Source organism: Allomesorhizobium camelthorni, assembly GCF_011045125.1.
Classification (GTDB): domain Bacteria; phylum Pseudomonadota; class Alphaproteobacteria; order Rhizobiales; family Rhizobiaceae; genus Allomesorhizobium; species Allomesorhizobium camelthorni.
Genome location: NZ_JAAKZF010000019.1, coordinates 1 through 19,730, shown reverse-complemented (window position 1 = coordinate 19,730; position 19,730 = coordinate 1). Strand labels below are relative to the sequence as shown.

The 19,730-nt window shown below is 63.4% G+C and carries 20 protein-coding genes and 1 pseudogene; 8 read left to right on the top strand and 13 right to left on the bottom strand.

Annotated features, from left to right (window positions below):
- Nucleotides 1-12 precede the first annotated feature (12 nt).
- From G6N73_RS15405 to G6N73_RS15395, 3 genes are all read right to left on the bottom strand, one after another.
- Nucleotides 13-1,569, bottom strand: coding sequence for an NADH-ubiquinone oxidoreductase-F iron-sulfur binding region domain-containing protein (locus G6N73_RS15405; protein WP_165029040.1), 1,557 nt, complete (start codon nt 1,567-1,569; stop codon nt 13-15).
- Nucleotides 1,566-2,045: a formate dehydrogenase subunit gamma gene (locus G6N73_RS15400; protein WP_165029038.1), complete on the bottom strand. Its 480-nt coding sequence runs from the start codon at nt 2,043-2,045 to the stop codon at nt 1,566-1,568. Before G6N73_RS15400 ends, G6N73_RS15405 begins: the two co-directional genes overlap by 4 nt.
- Before the next feature lie 136 nt (nt 2,046-2,181).
- Nucleotides 2,182-3,081 (bottom strand): LysR family transcriptional regulator, encoded by a 900-nt coding sequence (locus G6N73_RS15395; RefSeq protein WP_165029036.1) that lies wholly within the window; start codon nt 3,079-3,081, stop codon nt 2,182-2,184.
- A 132-nt stretch (nt 3,082-3,213) separates the two neighbouring features.
- Between G6N73_RS15395 and G6N73_RS15390 the strand changes: the two genes are divergently transcribed.
- The gene (locus G6N73_RS15390; protein WP_165029034.1) at nt 3,214-3,465 is read left to right on the top strand and encodes a hypothetical protein; all 252 of its coding nucleotides are present in this window, start codon (nt 3,214-3,216) and stop codon (nt 3,463-3,465) included.
- Between the two features lie 71 nt (nt 3,466-3,536).
- Nucleotides 3,537-3,836: a helix-turn-helix domain-containing protein gene (locus G6N73_RS15385; protein ID WP_165029032.1), complete on the top strand. Its 300-nt coding sequence runs from the start codon at nt 3,537-3,539 to the stop codon at nt 3,834-3,836.
- Between the two features lie 9 nt (nt 3,837-3,845).
- On the opposite strand, the gene G6N73_RS15380 is transcribed toward G6N73_RS15385, so the two are convergent.
- Nucleotides 3,846-4,223: a VOC family protein gene (locus G6N73_RS15380; protein ID WP_165029030.1), complete on the bottom strand. Its 378-nt coding sequence runs from the start codon at nt 4,221-4,223 to the stop codon at nt 3,846-3,848.
- Between the two features lie 224 nt (nt 4,224-4,447).
- Between G6N73_RS15380 and G6N73_RS15375 the strand changes: the two genes are divergently transcribed.
- Nucleotides 4,448-5,638 carry an Mrp/NBP35 family ATP-binding protein gene (locus G6N73_RS15375; RefSeq protein ID WP_165029152.1) on the top strand — a complete coding sequence of 397 codons (1,191 nt, stop codon included), beginning with the start codon at nt 4,448-4,450 and terminating at the stop codon, nt 5,636-5,638.
- A gap of 215 nt (nt 5,639-5,853) precedes the next feature.
- Here G6N73_RS15375 and G6N73_RS15370 read toward each other — a convergent pair whose 3' ends face one another.
- Nucleotides 5,854-6,306, bottom strand: a complete 453-nt coding sequence (locus G6N73_RS15370) for an SRPBCC family protein (protein WP_165029028.1) — start codon at nt 6,304-6,306, stop codon at nt 5,854-5,856.
- A 197-nt stretch (nt 6,307-6,503) separates the two neighbouring features.
- Here G6N73_RS15370 and G6N73_RS15365 point away from each other — a divergent pair, with 197 nt between their 5' ends.
- Nucleotides 6,504-8,306, top strand: a complete 1,803-nt coding sequence (locus tag G6N73_RS15365; RefSeq protein WP_165029026.1) for an IlvD/Edd family dehydratase — start codon at nt 6,504-6,506, stop codon at nt 8,304-8,306.
- 785 nt (nt 8,307-9,091) lie between these two features.
- Here the strand turns inward: G6N73_RS15365 and G6N73_RS15360 are convergent.
- The 6 genes and pseudogenes from G6N73_RS15360 to G6N73_RS15335 all read right to left on the bottom strand — a co-directional run bounded on the left by G6N73_RS15360 (nt 9,092) and on the right by G6N73_RS15335 (nt 12,542).
- Nucleotides 9,092-9,676 (bottom strand): dihydrofolate reductase family protein, encoded by a 585-nt coding sequence (locus G6N73_RS15360; RefSeq protein ID WP_165029024.1) that lies wholly within the window; start codon nt 9,674-9,676, stop codon nt 9,092-9,094.
- A gap of 81 nt (nt 9,677-9,757) precedes the next feature.
- Nucleotides 9,758-10,384, bottom strand: a complete 627-nt coding sequence (locus G6N73_RS15355; RefSeq protein WP_246252082.1) for a glutathione S-transferase family protein — start codon at nt 10,382-10,384, stop codon at nt 9,758-9,760.
- A 15-nt stretch (nt 10,385-10,399) separates the two neighbouring features.
- A complete protein-coding gene (locus G6N73_RS15350; protein ID WP_165029022.1) occupies nt 10,400-10,870 on the bottom strand; it encodes an SRPBCC family protein in 471 nt (156 codons plus the stop codon).
- An 11-nt stretch (nt 10,871-10,881) separates the two neighbouring features.
- The gene (locus G6N73_RS15345) at nt 10,882-11,223 is read right to left on the bottom strand and encodes an ArsR/SmtB family transcription factor (RefSeq protein ID WP_165029020.1); all 342 of its coding nucleotides are present in this window, start codon (nt 11,221-11,223) and stop codon (nt 10,882-10,884) included.
- 40 nt (nt 11,224-11,263) lie between these two features.
- Nucleotides 11,264-11,530, bottom strand: a pseudogene (locus G6N73_RS15340) (glutathione S-transferase family protein); the annotation flags it as partial.
- Nucleotides 11,531-11,633: 103 nt separating this feature from the next.
- Nucleotides 11,634-12,542, bottom strand: coding sequence for an alpha/beta fold hydrolase (locus tag G6N73_RS15335; RefSeq protein WP_165029148.1), 909 nt, complete (start codon nt 12,540-12,542; stop codon nt 11,634-11,636).
- A gap of 107 nt (nt 12,543-12,649) precedes the next feature.
- Here G6N73_RS15335 and G6N73_RS15330 point away from each other — a divergent pair, with 107 nt between their 5' ends.
- Nucleotides 12,650-13,189 (top strand): winged helix-turn-helix transcriptional regulator, encoded by a 540-nt coding sequence (locus tag G6N73_RS15330; protein WP_165029016.1) that lies wholly within the window; start codon nt 12,650-12,652, stop codon nt 13,187-13,189.
- A 12-nt stretch (nt 13,190-13,201) separates the two neighbouring features.
- Here the strand turns inward: G6N73_RS15330 and G6N73_RS15325 are convergent, their stop codons facing one another.
- Nucleotides 13,202-14,806 carry a trimethylamine methyltransferase family protein gene (locus G6N73_RS15325; protein WP_165029014.1) on the bottom strand — a complete coding sequence of 535 codons (1,605 nt, stop codon included), beginning with the start codon at nt 14,804-14,806 and terminating at the stop codon, nt 13,202-13,204.
- A gap of 347 nt (nt 14,807-15,153) precedes the next feature.
- Nucleotides 15,154-16,647, bottom strand: a complete 1,494-nt coding sequence (gene pdxR / locus G6N73_RS15320) for a MocR-like pyridoxine biosynthesis transcription factor PdxR (protein WP_165029012.1) — start codon at nt 16,645-16,647, stop codon at nt 15,154-15,156.
- A gap of 250 nt (nt 16,648-16,897) precedes the next feature.
- Here pdxR and pgi point away from each other — a divergent pair, with 250 nt between their 5' ends.
- From pgi to G6N73_RS15305, 3 genes are all read left to right on the top strand, one after another.
- A complete protein-coding gene (pgi, locus tag G6N73_RS15315; RefSeq protein WP_165029010.1) occupies nt 16,898-18,538 on the top strand; it encodes a glucose-6-phosphate isomerase in 1,641 nt (546 codons plus the stop codon).
- Between the two features lie 6 nt (nt 18,539-18,544).
- Nucleotides 18,545-19,261 (top strand): HAD family hydrolase, encoded by a 717-nt coding sequence (locus G6N73_RS15310; protein WP_165029008.1) that lies wholly within the window; start codon nt 18,545-18,547, stop codon nt 19,259-19,261.
- A gap of 118 nt (nt 19,262-19,379) precedes the next feature.
- On the top strand, nt 19,380-19,730 hold a 351-nt coding region (locus G6N73_RS15305), incomplete at its 3' end, for a YqfO family protein (RefSeq protein WP_165029006.1).

The following is a 19,730-nucleotide window of genomic DNA, read 5'->3' as shown; positions in this document are numbered from 1 at the left end:
CATGGTCCGCTCCTATTCCGCGGCTTCGGCGATGGGCGTGGGGCGAAAGTCTTCCGGAAAATGGTTCAGCGCGCTCATCACCGGATACGGGGTAAAACCCCCGAGCGCGCAAAGCGATCCAAATTTCATCGTGTTGCAGAGGTCGGTGACGAGTTCGATCTGCTTTTGCGGCTCGATATTCCTTGCGAGTTTGTCGAGCGTCTCGACGCCTCGCGTCGAGCCGAGGCGGCATGGAGTGCACTTGCCGCAGCTTTCGATGGCGCAGAATTCCATGGCGAAGCGCGCCTGCTTCAGCATGTCGGCGGTATCGTCGAAAACGACGATGCCGGCATGGCCGATCAGCCCGTCCTTGGCCGCGAACGCCTCGTAGTCGAAAGGCGTGTCGAACAGGGCGCGGGGAAAATAGGCGCCCAGCGGCCCGCCGACCTGCACCGCCTTGACGGGCCGGCCGCTCCTCGTGCCGCCGCCGATTTCGTCGACGATCTCGCCGAGCGTCAGGCCGAACGCCGCCTCGAACAGCCCGCCATACCTGGCGTTGCCGGCGATCTGGATCGGGATTGTGCCGCGCGAGCGGCCCATGCCGAAGTCTTTGTAGAACTGCGCGCCGCGATCCATGATGATCGGCACGGACGCCAGCGAAATCACATTGTTGATGACGGTCGGCTTGCCGAACAGGCCCTTATGCGCCGGCAGCGGTGGTTTGGCGCGGACCAGGCCGCGCTTGCCTTCCAGCGATTCCAGCAGCGACGTTTCCTCGCCGCAGACATAGGCGCCGGCGCCGACGCGGATTTCCATGTCGAAGGCATGGGGCGAGCCGAGCACATTGACGCCGAGGATCCCGGCCTTCCGGGCGATTTCCACCGCCGCGTTCATCGCTGTTGCCGCATGCGGATATTCGGAGCGGAGATAGACGAAGCCCTTGGTCGCGCCAGTCGCGATGCCGGCGATCGCCATGCCTTCGATCAGCACGAAGGGATCGCCTTCCATGATCATGCGGTCGGAAAAAGTGCCTGAATCGCCCTCGTCGGCGTTGCAGACGATATATTTGCGGTCGCCGGCCGTATCGAGCACCGTCTTCCATTTGATGCCGGTCGGGAAGCCCGCGCCGCCGCGCCCGCGCAGGCCGGATTCAGTGACCTGGGCAACGATGTCGGCCGGCGCCATCTTGACAGCGTTTTCGAGGCCGTTCAGGCCGCCATGCGCCCGGTAGTCGTGGATCGACAACGGATCGGTGATGCCGCAGCGCGCGAAGGTCAGGCGGGTCTGCTTGGCCAGGAAAGGGATTTGTTCCGGATCGCCAAGCGACAGCGGATGCTGCCCGCCCGTAACCAGCCCGGCGTCGAACATTGAAGCCACGTCCTTGGCCGAAACCGGGCCGTAGGCGACGCGCCCGGCCGGCGTCTCGACCTCGACCATCGGCTCCAGCCAGTAGAGGCCGCGCGAGCCGTTGCGGACGATTTTCGCGTCGAGCGCGCGGATCTCGACCTCCTGCTCGATCGCCTTGGCGACCTTTTCGGCGCCGAGCGCCAGCGCGCCGGAATCGCGCGGGATGTAGATAGTGACCGTCACGAGCGCACCTCCTGGACGATCTCGTCTATCTTGTCGGCGTCTAGCCGCCCGATCGGTTCGCCGTCGAGCATCGCCGATGGCGCACAGGCGCAAAGGCCGAGACAGTAGATGGGCTCCAGCGTCACCGAGCCGTCCTTCGCAGTTTCGTGGAAGCCGATGCCGAGCGCTTGGCTGATCTGCGCTGCGATGGCGTTGCCGCCCATCGACTGGCAGGCCTCGGCGCGGCAGAGCTTCAGCACGTGCCGCCCAGCCGGATGGTTGCGGTAATCGTGATAGAAGGTGACAACGCCGTGCACCTCCGCGCGGGATATATTCAATGCTTCCGCAATAATGGGCAGCGTCTCGGCCGGAACGTAGCCGAATTCTTCCTGGAGGCCATGGAGGATGGGCAACAGCGGCCCCTCGAGCGCCCGATGCTCGTCTATGACCGAACGCGTCCGGGCGAGAATGTCGGTACCTGCGAGCTGCATCGTCACGCAGCGCCCTCCCTGGCTATGCGCCTCCTAGGCGCTAAGTCTTTACGAAACCAAAGCAAACGCGCGAAATCAATAGCGCTGTTTCGTTGGTCGATAGAAAAAATCTATCAAGCTTTCCGTCTGCAGAGGATTTAGCCTAGAGCCGCTTCTTCAAATCGTCAGCCAGCGTCATGGCTTCGTCCAGAAGCGCCGCCACCAGCGGCGTGTGCGGCTCGCGCGGCGCCGCGACGAGACCCACCAGGTGGCTGGCATCCGGTTCGACGATCGGGATGGCGCGGATCGGCTCGGAAAAGCCGAACGTCTCGGCGAGGTTAAGCGGCATGATCGACGACCATTTGCCGGTTCTTATGTGCGAGAACAGCACGATCATCGAGTTGGATTCGAGCGTCGGGCGCACCTCCGTGCCGGCCTCGGCCAAATGCTGGTCGATGATGCGCCGGTTCTGCATGTCCGGCGTCAGAAGGCAGAGCGGCAGCCGGCTGATCTCCGCCCAGGTCACCTGGCTTCGCTCCGACAGAGCGGTGCCGCCCGCCGTGATGAGCTGGTAGCGCTCCGAATAGAGCGGCACCGAGGTGACACGCCCGAGCGGCTCGTTGTCGAGATAGGTGATGCCGGCGTCGATCTCGAAATTTCCGAGCAGCGACAGCACCTCGATAGAGGTGCGCGACAGGATCTGGAACGTGACGCCCGGATGTTTTTCGCGAAACGGCGTGGTCAGACGCTGCACCATGGCGAGCGCCGTCGGGACGGCGGCGATGCGGATGCGGCCCGAAAGCCCGTGGCGGGCGGCGCGCATTTCCTCGCGCATGGTGCGCGCGTCGCCGACAATGCGCCGCGCCCAGACAAGCACCTGGACGCCTTCCGGCGTCAGCCCCTGAAAACGCGAGCCGCGCTTGACCAGCATGACGCCGAGCGTGTCCTCGAGCTGCTTGATCGCAGCCGACAGCGTCGGCTGCGTGATGCCGAGTTCCTCCGCAGCCCGGCCGAAATGCTGCTCCTTGGCGAGCGCGATGAAGAATTCGAGTTTGTCGATCATGGAACTTTCGCCGTTTAGCGGTTCCTGGCAGCGTCCAGGAAAACGGTATAACGCGCAAGCCGGCACCAAATTTCAACAGCAGCGCGTTAGCTACGACATTGACGTATTTTTCGATGTAGTAAATTCGTGACAATGAAAGTTGTCCGGCTCAAGCCCTATCTGCGCGCGATGGCGCATATGAGCCTCGATGATGAAGCAATGCGACAGGTTGAGGCCGAACTGATCGCTGCGCCTGAAGCCCATCCGATTATCAAAGGTCTGCGCGGCGTACGGAAGGCGCGGTTTGCGCTTCCGGGAAGAGGGCAAGAGCGGCGGCGGCCGCGTTATCTACTATGTCGCGGTGGAAGAAGCGATCTATATGATGACGGCAAATCCGAAGAATGAGCGCGATGATCTGTCGCCTGATCAGCGGAAGGCGATTTGGCGACGATAGAAAGCCTGAAAGGAGACAGAAGATGAGCCGGATCGGAGCCGATCTCGTGGAAGCGTTCGAGGAGATGGCGGCGCACCTTCGTGGCGAGATCGAAGTGGAAAGCTACGAAGTTCCTGCCGACGTTCTGACCCCGGAGAAGATTCGGAACATTCGTCGCAAGGTGGCGCGGAGCACGAAGGCGTTCGAAGCGGACTTTCAGATTTCCGCACGGACCATGGAATCCTATGAGCAGGGTCGCAGAAAGCCCGACGCAGCAATGACGGCGCTTCTTCGCATCATCGACAAGGAGCCGGAGGCCGCGCGTCGAGCGCTCGCCTCCTGACCTGCCCGCCTATTGGTTGATCAGGTTCAGGATGTTGCCCTCGGGATCCTTGAACCAGGCGACCTTCATGTCGCCCATGACGTGGATGTGGCCGTCCATGGTGACGCCCGGCCATTCATAGTGTTCGAACGGCACGCCCTTGTCCTCCAGTGCCTTGACGATCTTGCCGATGTCGTCGCCGACCGTCCAGGTCACGGCCGTCGCCTTGTTGGTGCCGGCGAATTCGGAGCGGTAGACATTGATCAGCGTGTCGCCGCTGGCGAACACGATCACCTCCTCGCCTTCCCGGCCGACCGGCTTCAGTCCGAGCGTGTTTTGGTAGAAGTCGCCGGCCTTCGCCAGATCCTTCACCGCGATATTGGCCGTCGCATTCCTGTTTCCAAGCATGGTCGCCTCCTGTGAGCATCGTCGCTATGCCAAGGACGTTCGGCGGTCGCCCGTTCCGACACCGCGCGACAATTTTTCCTGACGAATCCCGACTGTTGCGCCTGTCACGGGCCCAACGGACGCCGCCCGCGAAATGTTCCCGCCGGGACGATGCGGCCATGGCGCTTGGTTCTGACCCCGAACTGCATTATCTGAACCCCAAACGAGAACAGAAAGAGCCGCGAATGCCCGTCACCAAGGAAGCCGTCATCGAGCGCCTCAGGACCGTCAACGGGCCGGATTTCACCGGCAACATCGTCGACCTCGGCCTGGTCTCGGACATCTTCATCGCCGATTCCAAGGTGTTCTTCTCGATCACCGTGCCGGCCGAGCGCGCCAGGGAAATGGAGCCGCTGCGCGCCGCCGCCGAGCGCGTGGTCAAGGCAATGCCTGGCGTCGCCGGCGCCATGGTGGCGCTGACCGCCGAAAAGAAGGGCGGCGGCATGGAGGCGCCGGTGCCGCCGCGGCCCGCCCCGCCAAGGCCGGCCGCACCCGCCCCGCGCCACTCTGCTGCCGCCGCACCAAGGCCTGCTCCGCACGCGCCGCCCTCTCGCACCCAAGGCAAGCGCGGCGTGCCGGGCGTCGGCGCGATCATCGCGGTCGCTTCCGGCAAGGGCGGCGTCGGTAAGTCGACCACGGCCATCAACATCGCGCTCGGGCTTCTGGCCAATGGCCTCAAGGTCGGCGTGCTCGACGCCGACATTTACGGCCCGTCCATGCCGCGGCTTCTAGATATCCATGGCCGCCCGCAGACCGTCGACGGCAAGGTTCTGAAGCCGATGGAAAAATACGGGCTGAAAGTCATGTCGATGGGTTTCCTCGTTGACGAGGAAACCCCGATGATCTGGCGCGGGCCGATGGTCATGTCGGCGCTGACGCAGATGCTGCGTGAGGTCGAATGGGGCGAACTCGATATTCTGGTGGTCGACATGCCGCCCGGAACCGGCGACGCCCAGCTGACGATGGCGCAGCAGGTGCCGCTGGCCGGCGCCGTCATCGTCTCGACGCCGCAGGATCTTGCCCTGATCGACGCCCGCAAGGGCCTGAACATGTTCAAGAAGGTCGACGTGCCGCTCCTCGGCATCGTCGAGAATATGAGCTACTTCGTCGCGCCCGATACCGGCAAGCGCTACGACATCTTCGGTCATGGCGGCGCGCGCAAGGAGGCCGAGCGCCTCGGCGTCACCTTCCTCGGCGAGGTGCCGCTGCAGATGGAAATCCGCGAAACGTCGGATTCCGGATCGCCGGTCGTGGTGTCCAATTCCGAGGGACCCGAAGCCAAGATATACCGCGGCATCGCCAGCAAGGTATGGGAACGGGTGACCGAGGAGCGCGCCGCCGCCGAGGCTTCCGTGCCGAACATCGTGTTCGAGTAGCTATTTCCCCTCTGCGCTGCCCCTCATCCCCCTGCCGGGACCTTCTCCCCGTATAGTGACGGGGAGAAGGGGCTGGCCGCAACGTCGCCGCTTCTCCCTTCTCCCCGTTCACGGGGAGAAGGTCCCGGCAGGGGGATGAGGGGCAGCGCCGGCGTCAAATGAAGGTCCGCACCATCCGCAGGGCGGCTAACCGCAGGCATTCAACTTGAACTCCTTCAGCCCCCGCTCACCTTTTCGTTGAACGTCGCGAAAAACTGCCCCGCCAGCTTCTTCGAGGTCGACTGAATCAGCCGGCTGCCGAGCTGCGCGATCTTGCCGCCGACATCGGCCTTGGCCTCATAGGTCAGCACCGTCTTGCCCGGGCCGTCCTCGGCGAGCTTCACGTCGGCGCCGCCCTTGGCGAAGCCGGCGACGCCGCCCTTGCCTTCGCCGGAAATCGTGTAGGAATGCGGCGGGTTGAGGTTGGCAAGCGTCACCTCGCCGGCAAACGTCGCCTTGATCGGGCCGATCTTCAGCACCACGGTCGCTGCCAGTTCGCTGTCGGATTTCTTTTCCAGGCTCTGGCATCCGGGAATGCTGGCTCTCAGCACTTCCGCATCGTTCAGCGCTTCCCAGACCTTGTGGATGGGCGCCGAAATCCTCTCCTCGCCTTCGATCACCAAAGACATGAAACCCTCCTGAGCTAGCTGCCGAGAGGCGTAGCGCAGCGCCCGCCTTCTGTCCATGGCCGCCGTGATGAGGGTCGTCTTGCCGTGCGGCTATTTGTCAGACAAAAACGACAAATACGCGCTGGCCCTGCCGATGGCACTTGCTGCTCTGAAAGCGTTGTCATATCGGTTGCGGAAACTGATTTCCGGAGAATGTCATGGCTGGCCCGACAACGAAGAAGAAATTCCGCTCGCAGGAGTGGTTCGACAATCCCGATAATCCCGGCATGACCGCGCTCTATCTCGAGCGCTATCTGAATTACGGGCTGACGCGGGCCGAGCTCCAGTCGGGCAAGCCGCTGATCGGCATCGCCCAGACCGGTTCCGACCTGTCGCCCTGCAACCGCCATCATCTCGAACTCGCCAGGCGGGTGCGTGAGGGCATCGTTTCGGCCGGCGGCATCCCGTTCGAGTTTCCCTGCCACCCGATCCAGGAGACCGGTAAGCGCCCGACCGCTTCGCTCGACCGCAACCTCGCCTATCTCAGCCTGGTCGAGGTGCTCTACGGCTACCCGCTCGACGGCGTCGTGCTCACCATCGGATGCGATAAGACAACGCCGGCCATGCTGATGGCGGCGGCCACCGTCAATATTCCGGCCATCGCTTTGTCGGTCGGGCCTATGCTCAATGGCTGGCACAAGGGCAAGCGCACCGGCTCCGGCACCATCGTCTGGGAATCGCGCCAGCGCCTCTCGGCCGGCGAGATCGGCTATGACGAATTCATGGACATCGTCGCCTCCTCGGCCCCCTCGGTCGGCTACTGCAACACCATGGGCACCGCCACGACGATGAACTCGCTGGCCGAGGCGCTCGGTATGCAGCTTCCCGGCTCCGCCGCCATTCCCGCGCCCTATCGCGAGCGCGGCCAGATCTCCTACGAGACGGGAAAACGCATCGTCGCCATGGTGCACGAGGACCTGAAGCCCTCCGACATCATGACGCGCCAGGCATTCGAAAACGCCATCGTCGTCAATTCGGCGATCGGCGGCTCCACCAACGCACCGATCCATCTCAACGCCATCGCTCGCCATCTCGGCGTCAAGCTCGACAATGACGACTGGCAGGCGGTCGGCCACCGCATTCCGCTGCTCGTCAATCTCCAGCCGGCCGGCGAATATCTCGGCGAGGACTATCATCATGCCGGCGGCGTGCCGGCTGTGGTGATGGAGTTGATGAAGGCCGGCCTGCTGCCGCATCCCGCCGCGCTCACCGTCAACGGCGCCTCGATCGGCGACAATTGCCGGGACGTCGAAAACCTGAACCACGAGGTCATCCGGCCGGCCGCCGATCCGATGATGCGCGACGCCGGCTTCATCAATCTGAAGGGCAATCTCTTCGATTCCGCGATCATGAAGACCAGCGTCATCTCGAAGGAGTTCCGCGACCGCTATCTGTCCAATCCTAAAGATCCGGAGGCCTTCGAGGGCAGGGCCGTCGTGTTCGACGGACCGGAGGATTACCACGCCCGCATCGACGACCCGGCCGAGAACATTGACGAGTATTGCGTGCTGTTCATGCGCGGCGCGGGGCCGGTTGGCTATCCCGGCGGCGCCGAGGTGGTCAACATGCAGCCGCCCGCCTATCTCATCAAACGCGGCATCCACTCGCTGCCCTGCATAGGCGACGGCCGCCAGTCCGGCACCTCGGGCACCCCTTCCATCCTCAACGCCTCGCCGGAGGCGGCGGTCGGCGGCGGGCTAGCACTTCTTAAATCGGGCGACCGCGTCCGCATCGATCTGAACAAAGGCTCGGCCGATATTCTCATAAACGACGAGGAACTGGCCGCCCGCCGCAAGGCGCTTGCCGGCAATGGCGGCTATGCTTTCCCCGGCCACCAGACGCCATGGCAGGAGATCCAGCGCGGCATGGTCGACCAGTTCTCGGAGGGCATGGTGCTGAAACCCGCCGTAAAATACCAGCGCGTAGCCCAGACCAGCGGCGTTCCCAGGGATAATCACTGAGCCGGCGGTCCCCTCCCCCGCTTCGCAGGGAAGGAACCGGCGTTGCCGCTGCTGATCCTCCCCCGTTTACGGGGGAGGGGGACCGCCGAAGGCGGTGGAGGGGGCGCTGCGCCCTCAAACGTGGATAGAATCCACCTCCATTCCCGCTCGTTCACAAAAAGAACTGTTGCGGGCCAATGGGATAACAGCCGGCGGGAAGATTTTCGCACCAAATTTGTTCACACATCCTGCCCCTCGCGCATAATCTCTCCACCGTTCTGGCGGGACCTGGTGCGCACCGGGTATCAGGCAGGACGGCGGTGACCTCCCGCCATGGGATCGGAACCCATGGCTCCGAGGGCGTCCGACGGGCCGGCATTCCGGAGCGAAGCGCCAATGCTTCGTGAGGGAGGCGGATCATCCGCGCGTCATTGTCCATGGAAAGAACATGGAGCGGGGCGTGTGATCGGCCGACTGGGCGACAGACACCGGACGGGCGGGCATGGGAGTGCCTGTTCTTATATACGAATTCGTGCGGCGCTTTCCTGCCCGCCCGTCTTCCCTTCTACTCAACAGCCAGACGCGAAAGCGGGCGTGGCAAAGGAGAAGCGCATGCCGGGGACAGTTTACTTTGTTTCCGCGGAAAGGCGGCGGCAGTTGATAAGTTCGCGCGGGCGGAAAAAAGTAAACTGTCCCCTGCGGCAAACAGCATGGCAATGATGAAAGCGTGCCCGCACGCTAGCTGTCCGGAAGGACAGCAAGCGGACGGATGCGCGCTTCGGTCGCTATCGCACGGAAGATTTTCCTCATCGCTCGGAATCCTTCGTGAGCCGATATATGAGATGCGTGACGGACGGCGATTGGACCGCGCTGACCTGCGTCAACTCGATCTGCCGATCTTCGAGTTGGTCGAACAGCTTTGTGCCTTTGCCCATCAGGACAGGCACCATCTGGATGACGATTTCGTCGGCGAGCCCGGCAGCCACATATTGCCGGGCGGTGTCCGCGCCCATCACCACAATGTCCTCGTCGCCCGCTGCCGCCCGCGCCCGGCTGAGCGCGCTCTCGATGCCGTCGGTAACGAAGGTGAAGACGCCGCTCTTCATGGCAAGCGGCTCGCGCTTCTCATGCGTGAGCACGAAGCTCGGGACGGGGTAGGGCGTGTCCTCCCACGGCCCGATCCCGACATCGAAAGTACGGCGGCCAACAATGGTCGCGCCGACTCTTTGCGAGATTTCCTGTGCCTTTTCCGCGTCGATCTCGCTCGACGACTTGAACAGCCAATCGTGCAGCCGTTCGCCGCCGCGTCCCATCGGCTCGTCTGTGCCGACATCCGGACCGGCGACGAAGCCGTCCAGCGACATCGAAAACGACAGCACTACTTTCGTCATGAATGCCTCCTCCTCGCACCTTGCACGGCGAAGTCCGGTTCAGTTGCGCTGGCGACGAAGGCGCAGCCGTTCCAGTATCGGCTACGCGTTCCAGCTCGGCCGCGCGCGAACGCGCTCGTGCCAAGGTCCGACGTTCGGCAGGCCCTCGGGGACCGGCATGCCGAACACCTCCCCCAGCCACGAGACGGTCATGCCGGTGATGTCGGCGGCGGAAAAACTGTCCCCGGCGATGAACGGGCGGCCGTCAGCCATTTCAGCATCGAGCCATTCCCATTTGCGCGGCAGCAACTCGCGCTGGGTCTCGGCAAAAGCAGGAAACTGCGTCAGCCTGTGTTTGAAGAACTCCTGCGTATGCAGCGCCACATTGCCGATCGTGCCGAATATCTCGAACTCCACGCGCCGGTTCCACATCTCCACCTTGCCCTGTTCGACGGCATTCGCGCCGAACAGCGGCGAGGTTGGATAGAGCGCCTCGAAATAGCGGCAGATGGCGACGCTTTCGGTGATCACCGTGCCGTCATCGAGTTCGAGCACCGGGATCTGGCCGAGCGAGTTCAGTTCGAGGAATTCCGGGGCGCGATGCTCCATCTTGTCGAAATCGACCCGGACCATCGGAACCTCGATGCCTTTTTCGGCGAGGAAAATGCGCACCCGGTAGGAGTTCGGGCCATCGCCCTGGTGGAGTTTCATGCCTTCAAGTTTCCGCATGGTTCCGTCCTCCCTTCAGGCCGCTGCGCTGCGCTGCAGTTGCTTCGCAAGCGCCTCCAGAAGCTCGCGGCAACCGGATTCGCGCTGCGCCGGATTGTCGTGACCATCCAGGAACGCGCCCTGTTCGGTGTAGATCAGCCGCGTGCCGGCGCCGGCCGGCTCGAACTCGGTCGTGGCGAGCGAGGCCGAGATCCGGTTGCCGCCTATTATCATGGTGTAGGCGGCGATGATGCGGCGGTTCTCCACAATGTCCTGATAGACGGTGTCGTTGCGCCCGGTCGGTCCGTCACCGAAACGGAAGACGCTGGTTTCGATACCGCCGGGGCGGAAGTCCATCTCGAATTTGTCGATGTGCCAGCCTTCGCCTTCCACGAACCAGCGGCGCTTCGCGGTCGGGTCGGCGAAGGCGGCGAACACCTTTTCCGGCGAGGCGTCATAGGTGCGTTCGATAGCGAAGGTGGCGTGCGTTACGGAACGTTCGGTCATGATTTTCTCCTTCATCTGGTTGGTTTGTCGGATTGCCCGGCGAGATATTCGCCGAGCCGGTCGAGGCGGCGCTCCCATTGCGTCCGCCGGTCTGCGATCCATTTCTCGGCCTGGCCGAGCGTCTTCGGCTCGATCGTGCAGGTGCGCACTCGCCCCACCTTTTCGGTGCGAACCAGCCCGCTCGCCTCCAGAACCTGCAGGTGCTGGACGACGGCCGACAGCGACATGTCCAGCGGCTCGGCAAGCTGGCTCACCGATGCCGGCCCTTTGGACAGCCGCTCCACCATCAGCCGCCGGCCGGGATCGGCGAGCGCCTGGAACATCAGGTCGAGCTGGTCGGATTGGTGGAGCATGGTTGATTTTTCAGCCGGCGGCGTTCTGTTCGGGGAACATCTCCGTAGGCAGGAGCGTCGCCTCGCCGGGATGATGCCGCGCCAGATACTCGATGATGATCGTCGATTCCGGAATCGTGAGGCCCTTCGCCTCGTCGCGCAGCACGGGAAACTTGCCGATCGGCCAAAGCTTCAGGAATTCCGCGCGGGCGTCCGGATCGCCGAGATCGACCAGGTGCGGCTCGAACGGCGTGCCGGTCTCATAAAGCGCGATCAGCGCCTTCCAGCAGAAGGAGGCGAGGGGGTGGTAGTAGAGCTTCAACGACATGGGTGGTCTCTTTTTTGCTGGGCTTGTTTCAATGCCGAAGCAGATAGTGAAGCGATTGCTTCAGTATAGCCGAGTTCGAGCCGAGTCAATGTTGAGTTGGGGCTTAACTTCTGGGATTCGTGTGCTCGACGATGGCGGCGATGATCTCATCCCAGTCTTCCCGGTGCAGTTCGTGGCCCCCGCCTTCCAGTCGGACGAATTTCGCATCGGCGAAGGCATCGGCAAGCGCGGCGCCATGCTCGACCGGAACGGCCGGGTCCGCCGTGCCATGAATGACGAGCAGCGGCGCCCTAATCTCGCGCAGGCGGCCCTTCCATTGGTCGCCGCCTTTCAGCATGAAGTGGTTGGTCGCGCTGGCGAAGTTCTTCGCGCGGTCGTAGTCGCGCTCGATCAACTGGCGTGCGTCTCGCTCGTCATGGCAATGCGTCGTACCGGCCAGCATGCGGGCGTCCTTGACCATGAAGTCGATCACCTGCGCTCTATCCGACCAATCGACCTTCTCGCCGCCCGCCGAGGGATCGACATCGGTTTCGGTCGACTCCGGCGGATGCGAGGTGTCGCTTCCGACAGGCCATGTGCTGATTGCGGTCAGTGAGGCGACGCGCCGCGGATGTTTCAGGGCAGCGTATTGGGCGATCACACCGCCGAGGGACATGCCGACGACATTTGCCGTCCGGATTCCGTAGCCGTCGAGAACGCGAAAGACGTCATCGGTCATGTCGTCGAGAGTGTAGGTTGGTTCACCTGGTTCGTAAGCGGTCGACAGGCCGGTGTCGCGGTTGTCATAGCGGATTACATAGCGCTTCTGTTCGGCAAGGCGCTGGCAGAATTCCGCGGGCCACCAGAGCATCGAAGCCATCATGCCCATCATCAAGAGTATAGGCGGATTTGCCGGATTGCCGAAGGCTTCGGTCGCGATTTCCACGCCGCCGGCCCGGATCACTCGTTCGGTTGATGTCGGCTTCTTCTTGGTCTCGGACTTCCGGCGTCCGGTTGTGATTTCTGCATTCATCATTTCCTCACCTCCAAAAGGTACCACCCAAACCAATTGCATTTTGCAAGCGGTTGCACTATATGGAGATCGGTGCGATTATGCAACCGGTTTTTTGGGGAATGCGAATGGACGTCGCTCGCCGGTCGGGCTGCCCGATCAATCTCTCGGTCGAAGTGTTTGGCGACAAATGGTCCCTGCTCATCCTTCGCGACATGATTTTCGGCGGCAAAAGGCATTTTCGCGAGATGCTGCGGTCGGAGGAGGCGATCTCGTCCAACATTCTGGCCGACCGCCTGAAGATGCTCGTCGAGCAAGGCATGCTGACCAAGGCCGACGATCCGACTCACAAGCAAAAGGCGATCTACAGCCTGACCGAGATGTCGATCTCGCTGGTGCCGATCATGGCGCATCTCGGCGCGTGGGGCAGCAGATGGCTGCCCGTCAGCGAGGAACTGAGCATCCGCGCGAAGCTGATGGAGGAGGGCGGGCCGGCGATGTGGGAGCAGTTCATGTCCGAACTGCGCCAGGAGCATCTCGGGCAGTCGCCCGCCGCCGAATATGTCGGCGCAACCCCGATCCGCGCGAAATTGCAGGCCGCCTATGAGGAAGTCGTCAGGCGCAAGGCCGGTGGATCACAAGCAGTCGACGTCGATGCTGCGAGCTAAGGATCGCGGGGTTCAGCAGCCCATGCCGCTTCGTGGCAGTTTGATCAATTCACCGAACTTGGCACGCAGGCGATCGTCGGTCGCCTTCGGCACATGGCGCGGAAAACGCTCGGCGAGAATGCGCTTCTTCTCGGCAATGGCTCTGCCGAGAATGTCCGGCTTGCCCCTCTCGTTCCATTCCTTCGGCGAAAGCCGGTCGCCGATGGCGGGATAGAAATATTCGGTCTGCATCAGCCGCAGCGTCTGCTCGTTGCCAAGGTAATGGCCCGGGCCGTTGAGGCAAACTTCGGCGATCGTATCGATCGAAAGTGCGGTGTCCGTCACCTCGATACCGCGCACGCAACGCTGGCAGTGACCCAGCATGTCGTTGTCGATGATCAGGCTCTCCAGGCAGAAGCCGAGCAGCGAGGCATGCATGCCGGCCGATTCATAGACGAGGTTCACGCCGGACAACCCGGCCATGACATTGGTGATGCCCTTCTCGTAGCCCGACTGGATGTCGGGCATCTTCGAGTCCGACATGCCCGCAGCCGAGCCGCCGGGCAGGTCGTAGAACTGCGCCATCTGCGCGCAGGCGGCGGTCAAGAGCGCCTGCTCGGCCGAACCGCCTGACATCGCGCCAGTGCGCAGATCCGACACGAACGGCCAGGTTCCGAAAATCGCCGGATGGCCGGGCTTCAGCGCGTTGACATAGACCAGTCCCGCCAGCACTTCGGCCACCGCTTGCACGACGACGCCGGCGATCGCCGCCGGCGCGGTGGCGCCTGCTTGGCCGGCCGAAAGCAGCAGGATCGGGATGCCGCCTTCAACGCATGCTTCGAGAACGCCGCAAGCGTCCTCGGCGAATTTCATCGGCGGCACGACGAAGCAGTTGGAGTTCGACACGAACGGCCTGGCGCGGAAATTCTCCTCGCCGCCGGCAATCGTGTAGAGCATTTCGAGGGCAGGGGCGACGTTCTCCCGCACCGTGAAGGACGTGCCGACATGTTTCGACGTGCCCATCACGCAGGCGTAAAGCGTGTTGAAGTCCATATCGAGCGGGTCGGGAACGTCGCGCGGCACCATCGGCCGCTGGAAGAAATGGATATTGTCGAGGCCGTCGACGATGCGCGCGGCGTCGTAAATGTCTTGCAGCAGCGATTCGCGGTATTCGCGCTTCTCGACATCGACGAGATGCACCGCCGCGCCCGCCGTGCCGTAATGCACGCGCTTGCCCTGGATCACCATGTCGTGTTTTGGATCCTGCCCGCACAGCGTGAAGTTGCGCGCCGCATTTCGGATCGTCGACATTACGAGTTCGCGCGGAAAGCGCAGGCGGCCGTCTTCGCCGAGGACAACGCCGACCCGGGTGCAGGCTTCGATGCAGCTTGGGATTGCGTTGGCGAAACCGACGGTTTCAAGCAGCGTCAGCACAGCCTCGTGGATTCGCTCGAGATCATTCTGGCCCAAAGGCTTGTACCTGCCGCCCTCCAGCCCTGGCCGGATCGGCCGCACGTCGTCGGCCAGCGGAGCCGCGCGCATGGCACGACGCGCCTCCCGGCCGCCGGAACGCCGAGAACGGCTGTCCTGGCCGCCCGTTTCTTGGCTGATATCCTGCTTTTCCACGGCGCTCGACATGCCGATGCTCCACATTTTCGAAGCAGGCACGGCTGGTTAAGTCCCGCCGATTTGGCCGCTTCGGTTCCCCACTTTCGCGAGACTATGCAGCGGTCTTTGCCGGCGTGTATGGGCCACGCCATTCCGCCGGATGTACCAGCGTTGTGCGTCCTTCGAGGCTCGCCCGCCCGCCCAAATGGGAAAGAAACCAGACGTCGTGCGGGCTCGCACCTCAGGATGGGGGAGGTGGGTGCAGACGCTCAACTACGAGGATAGCGCCTGCTTCTCACATTGGGAGTTCCAACGCCAACGGGCCTCATCCCGAGGTGCGAGCGAAGCGAGCCTCGAAGGACGTACCGCGATGACGTTCAGGCTGCGGCGGGACGCCTTCCGGCGGCTGTGGCAAGCTCGCGAATGCCCGGCTCGATGTGCTGCAGCGAGATCGACGAGATGCCGAGCCGCATGAAGCGCGACGGCTTGTCGACCTGGTCGAAGAAGCGGTCGCCCGGCTCGATGATCACGCTGCGCGATGCGGCCGCTTCGGCAAGGCCGCGCGAATCCGTGCCGCGCGGCCCTTCCAGCCAGAGCGAGGCGCCGCCGGCCGAATCCGTCGAGCGCCACTCCGGCAGGAAAGCGGAAATCGCATGGACCAGACGCTTGCGGCGTTCGTCGAAGGCTGCCGAAAGGCGCCGCACCAGGGCTTCGTGATGGCCGAGCGACAGGAACAGCGCGACGGCACGCTGATTGTTGGCCGGCGGATGACGAAGCATGAAGCGGCGCAGCGCCCGCAATTCGGAGATTAGGCCGGCCGAGGCGACGATGTAGCCGAGCCTGAGGCCCGGCGCCAAGGTCTTGGACATCGAGCCGACATAGATGACCCGGCCCGAGCGATCGAGGCTCTTCAGCGCCTGCTGGGGCGCCTCGTCGAGCAACTGGCTGTCATAACCGTCCTCGATGATGATCTGGTTATGCCGGCTGGCGCGAGCGAGCAGGTCCTGCCGCCGCTCGGCCGAAAGCGGCACCATGGTCGGGCAATGGTGGCTCGGCGTCACGAAGACGAAGCCAGCATCGGAGGGGATCGCCGAGGTGACGATGCCCGACGTATCCACCGGCGTCGGGGCGATATCGGCGCCGGCGAGCCTGAAGATGCTGCGCGCGTCCGGATAGCCCGGATCTTCCATCGCCACCTTGGAACCCTTGCTCATCAACAGGTTGGCGAGCATGTAAAGCGCGTTCTGCGCGCCGAGCGTGATGATGATCTCGTCCGGATTGGCGAAGATGCCACGGCGCGGCAGCAGCCGGGCCTGGATCTGCTCGATCAGCAGCGGATCGTCGCGGTCGACCATGTCGGCCGCCCAGTTGCGGATTTCCAGCACCGCCAGCGCCATGCGGTTGCACTCGCGCCATTCGGCGGTCGGAAACAGCGCCGGGTCGAACTGGCCGTAGACGAACGGGTAGGACGACTTGATCCAGTTATCCAGCTTGGCCGGGCGCGGCATGTCGCTGGCCGCGATCTTGCGGCGCGCCTTCCAGTCGATCTCGTTCGCGTTATCCGGCATCTTCTGGTGCGGCTTGGCCGGAGTGGCCAGCACTTCCGGATTGACGAAATGGCCGCGCCGCTCGCGCGCCACCAGAAAACCCTGGTCGACCAGCTGCTGGAACGCCAGCACCACCGTGCCGCGCGCGACGCCGAGTTTTTCGGCGAGGATGCGACAGGACGGCAACGGCATCGAAGCGGCAATCTGCCGGTCGAGAATGGCGGCGACGATCGCCTGACGGATCTGCGCCTGCAGGGTCTGGCCCGACTCAGCGGAGATGCGGAAAAGCCCAGACCAGATCGCGGTGTCGTTTCTCTGCGGCATGGGCGTCTCCTCGTCGGACGGATTCATCGGAATCTGGACCAGCGGATGCTACTGTTGGTCCAACCAGTTGCGCCAATCAAAATTTCTGATTGTTAGGATTTATGCCAGTGATGCATGGGCGAGTGGTGCAGGCTGTCTGGCCGACCATTGCTGCCGATTTTAGTTTTTCGTCGCGGCCGTGCCGAACGTTCTCAAACAGCCTCAAGGTCTGGTAGGGTGCCGCCCGGTATCGACTTTCTGGAGCAGGGCATTGAGAGATTTTCTGAAGGCGGAATTGGCAGCGCTTCGCGATGATCGCGCGGCTGCACCCAAGAGCATGCGCGAGGCTTTTGCCTCCGACCCGCAGCGTTTCGAAACGTTTTCGCTGACCGAAGGCGACCTGCTGCTCGACTGGTCGAAATGCGCAGTCACGCCCGCAACCATGGCCCTGCTCGAAAATCTCGCCGAAGCGGCGGGTCTCGCCGAGCGGCGGCAGGCGATGTTTTCCGGCGACAGGATCAACATCACCGAGGACCGGGCTGTCCTGCACACGGCGCTGCGCGCCGGGCCTGATGCGAAGATCGTGCTCGACGGTGCGGAAATCATGGGCGGCGTGCGTGCCGTTCTCGACGCCATGGAGAAGTTTTCGGACGCGGTGCGTTCCGGCGCCGCGTCGGGCGCGACCGGCCGCAGGATCACCGACATCGTCAACATAGGCATTGGCGGCTCCGATCTCGGGCCGGCCATGGCGACGCTCGCGCTCGCGCCCTATCATGACGGACCGCGCGTGCATTACGTCTCCAATGTCGACGGCGCCCACATCCACGACACGCTGAAGGGGCTCGACCCCGAAACGACGCTGTTCATCGTCGCTTCCAAGACCTTCACCACCATCGAGACCATGACCAACGCGGCGACCGCGCGGAAATGGATCGAGCAGGCGCTGGGGACAGCAGCCGTGGCCAAGCACTTCGCCGCCGTCTCCACAGCGCTCGACAAGGTTGCAAATTTCGGCATCGCGCCCGACCGCGTCTTCGGCTTCTGGGACTGGGTCGGCGGCCGCTATTCGTTGTGGTCGGCGATCGGCCTGCCGGTGATGATCGCAGTCGGAGCGAAGCATTTCCGCGAGTTCCTGGCCGGCGCGCATGAGATGGACCGGCATTTTGCGACTGCGCCGCTGTTGAAGAACATTCCCGTGGTCATGGGCCTGGTCGGGTATTGGCACCGGGTCGTCTGCAATTACCCGACCCGCGCGGTCATCCCCTACGACCAGCGCCTGTCGCGGCTGCCGGCCTATCTGCAACAGCTCGACATGGAATCGAACGGCAAGCGGGTGACGATCGACGGCGGCGCTGTCACGACGCCGACCGGACCGGTGGTCTGGGGCGAGCCCGGCACCAACGGCCAGCATGCGTTTTTCCAGCTGCTGCACCAGGGCACGGACATCATTCCCGTCGAATTTCTGGCCGCAGCCGAGGGCCACGAGCCGAAGCTTCGACATCACCACGATCTGCTGCTGGCGAACTGCCTCGCGCAATCGGAGGCGCTGATGAAGGGCCGCACGCTGGAGGAAGCCGAGGCGCAGATGCGCGCCAAGGGCGTGACGCCTGCCGAAATCGAAAAGATCGCGCCGCATCGGGTGTTCCCAGGCAACCGGCCGTCGGTGACGATCCTCTACAGAAAACTCGACCCGCATACGCTCGGCCGGCTGATCGCGCTCTACGAGCACCGCGTCTTCGTCGAGGCGCAGCTTTTCGGCATCAACGCCTTCGACCAATGGGGGGTCGAGCTCGGCAAGGAACTGGCCACCGGACTGCTGCCTGTCGTGGAGGGCACACAGGATGCCGCGAGGAGCGATGCCTCGACAGCCGGGCTCGTGCGTCATATCCACCATCTGCGCGGGGCGGAGTAGGTGATCTTGAGCAGCATCAAAGGCATCCTGTTCGATAAGGACGGGACACTCGTCGATTTCCAGGCAACCTGGTTCGCGATCGGCGACCTTTTGGCGCTGCAGGCGGCGGGCGGCGACCGCGCTAGGGCCGACGCGCTGATGGAGGCGGCCGGCTATGATTTCGGCAAAAAGTGCTTCAAGGCCGATTCCGTGTTCGCCGCCGGCACCAATGCCGACATCGTGGCGCTGTGGTATCCGGAAGCCGCTGCCGAAGACCGGCGGAAGATGACCATCGGCTTCGACCGCTTCACCGCGGAGGAGGGCGCCAGGCAGTCCGTGCCGCTGCCCGGCAGCCAGGACGCGATCGCCCGCCTGCACCGCCTGGGCTTCCGGCTTGGCGTCGCCACGAACGATTCCACCGGCGGCGCGGAAAAGACGCTGCTGGCGCTCGGCGTGGCGCAGATGTTCGACGCCGCTTATGGCTACGATGCGGTCGCCAATCCCAAGCCCGCGCCGGATGCTATCTACGCCTTCTCCGATTTGACCGGCCTGAAACCGTCGCAGATCGCCATGGTGGGCGACAACCGTCATGATATGGAGATGGCCCGCGCCGGTGGGGTGGGGCTTGCGATCGCGGTGCTTTCCGGCACCGGAACGCGCGAGACCTTGGCGCCGATAGCCGACGTGGTGCTGGATTCGATCGCCGATCTGCCGGGGTTTCTGGCGGCGCGGAATGTTGCGTGAGGGTTCCGGCCGGCAGACAGAGGTATTATTTTCGTAGCTGCCCCAGATTGCGAATGTCTTGCTGACATGACGTTGTCGGCAGAGCGGCACTAGGATGCCCTCAAGACCGGAGGTTGGCATGGCAATGCGGGGTTTCGAGACTTCGTCAGTCCGCATGGAGCGATTGCTCCTCGTGACCGTGCAAATGCCTGCGGAGGATGTGGACCGCATCATGGAGCATATGGTGCAAGCGGTACCGCTCACCATGGGAAAATATGACAGCAACGCTTACCAGTCGGCCGCCGGGATAGAGCGCTATCGCCCGCTTGAGGGCGCCGCCGCAGGAGCCGAGAACGAGGTTCGCAAGCGCCCTGGTGTCGTCGAGGTGAGTTTCGAGCTGGAGGAAGATCAAGCGCTGCTGGAGCGTGTGGTTGAGTTGATCTTCCAGGTCCATAGCTATCAAGAGCCTGTGATCCGGGTAGAGAGCATT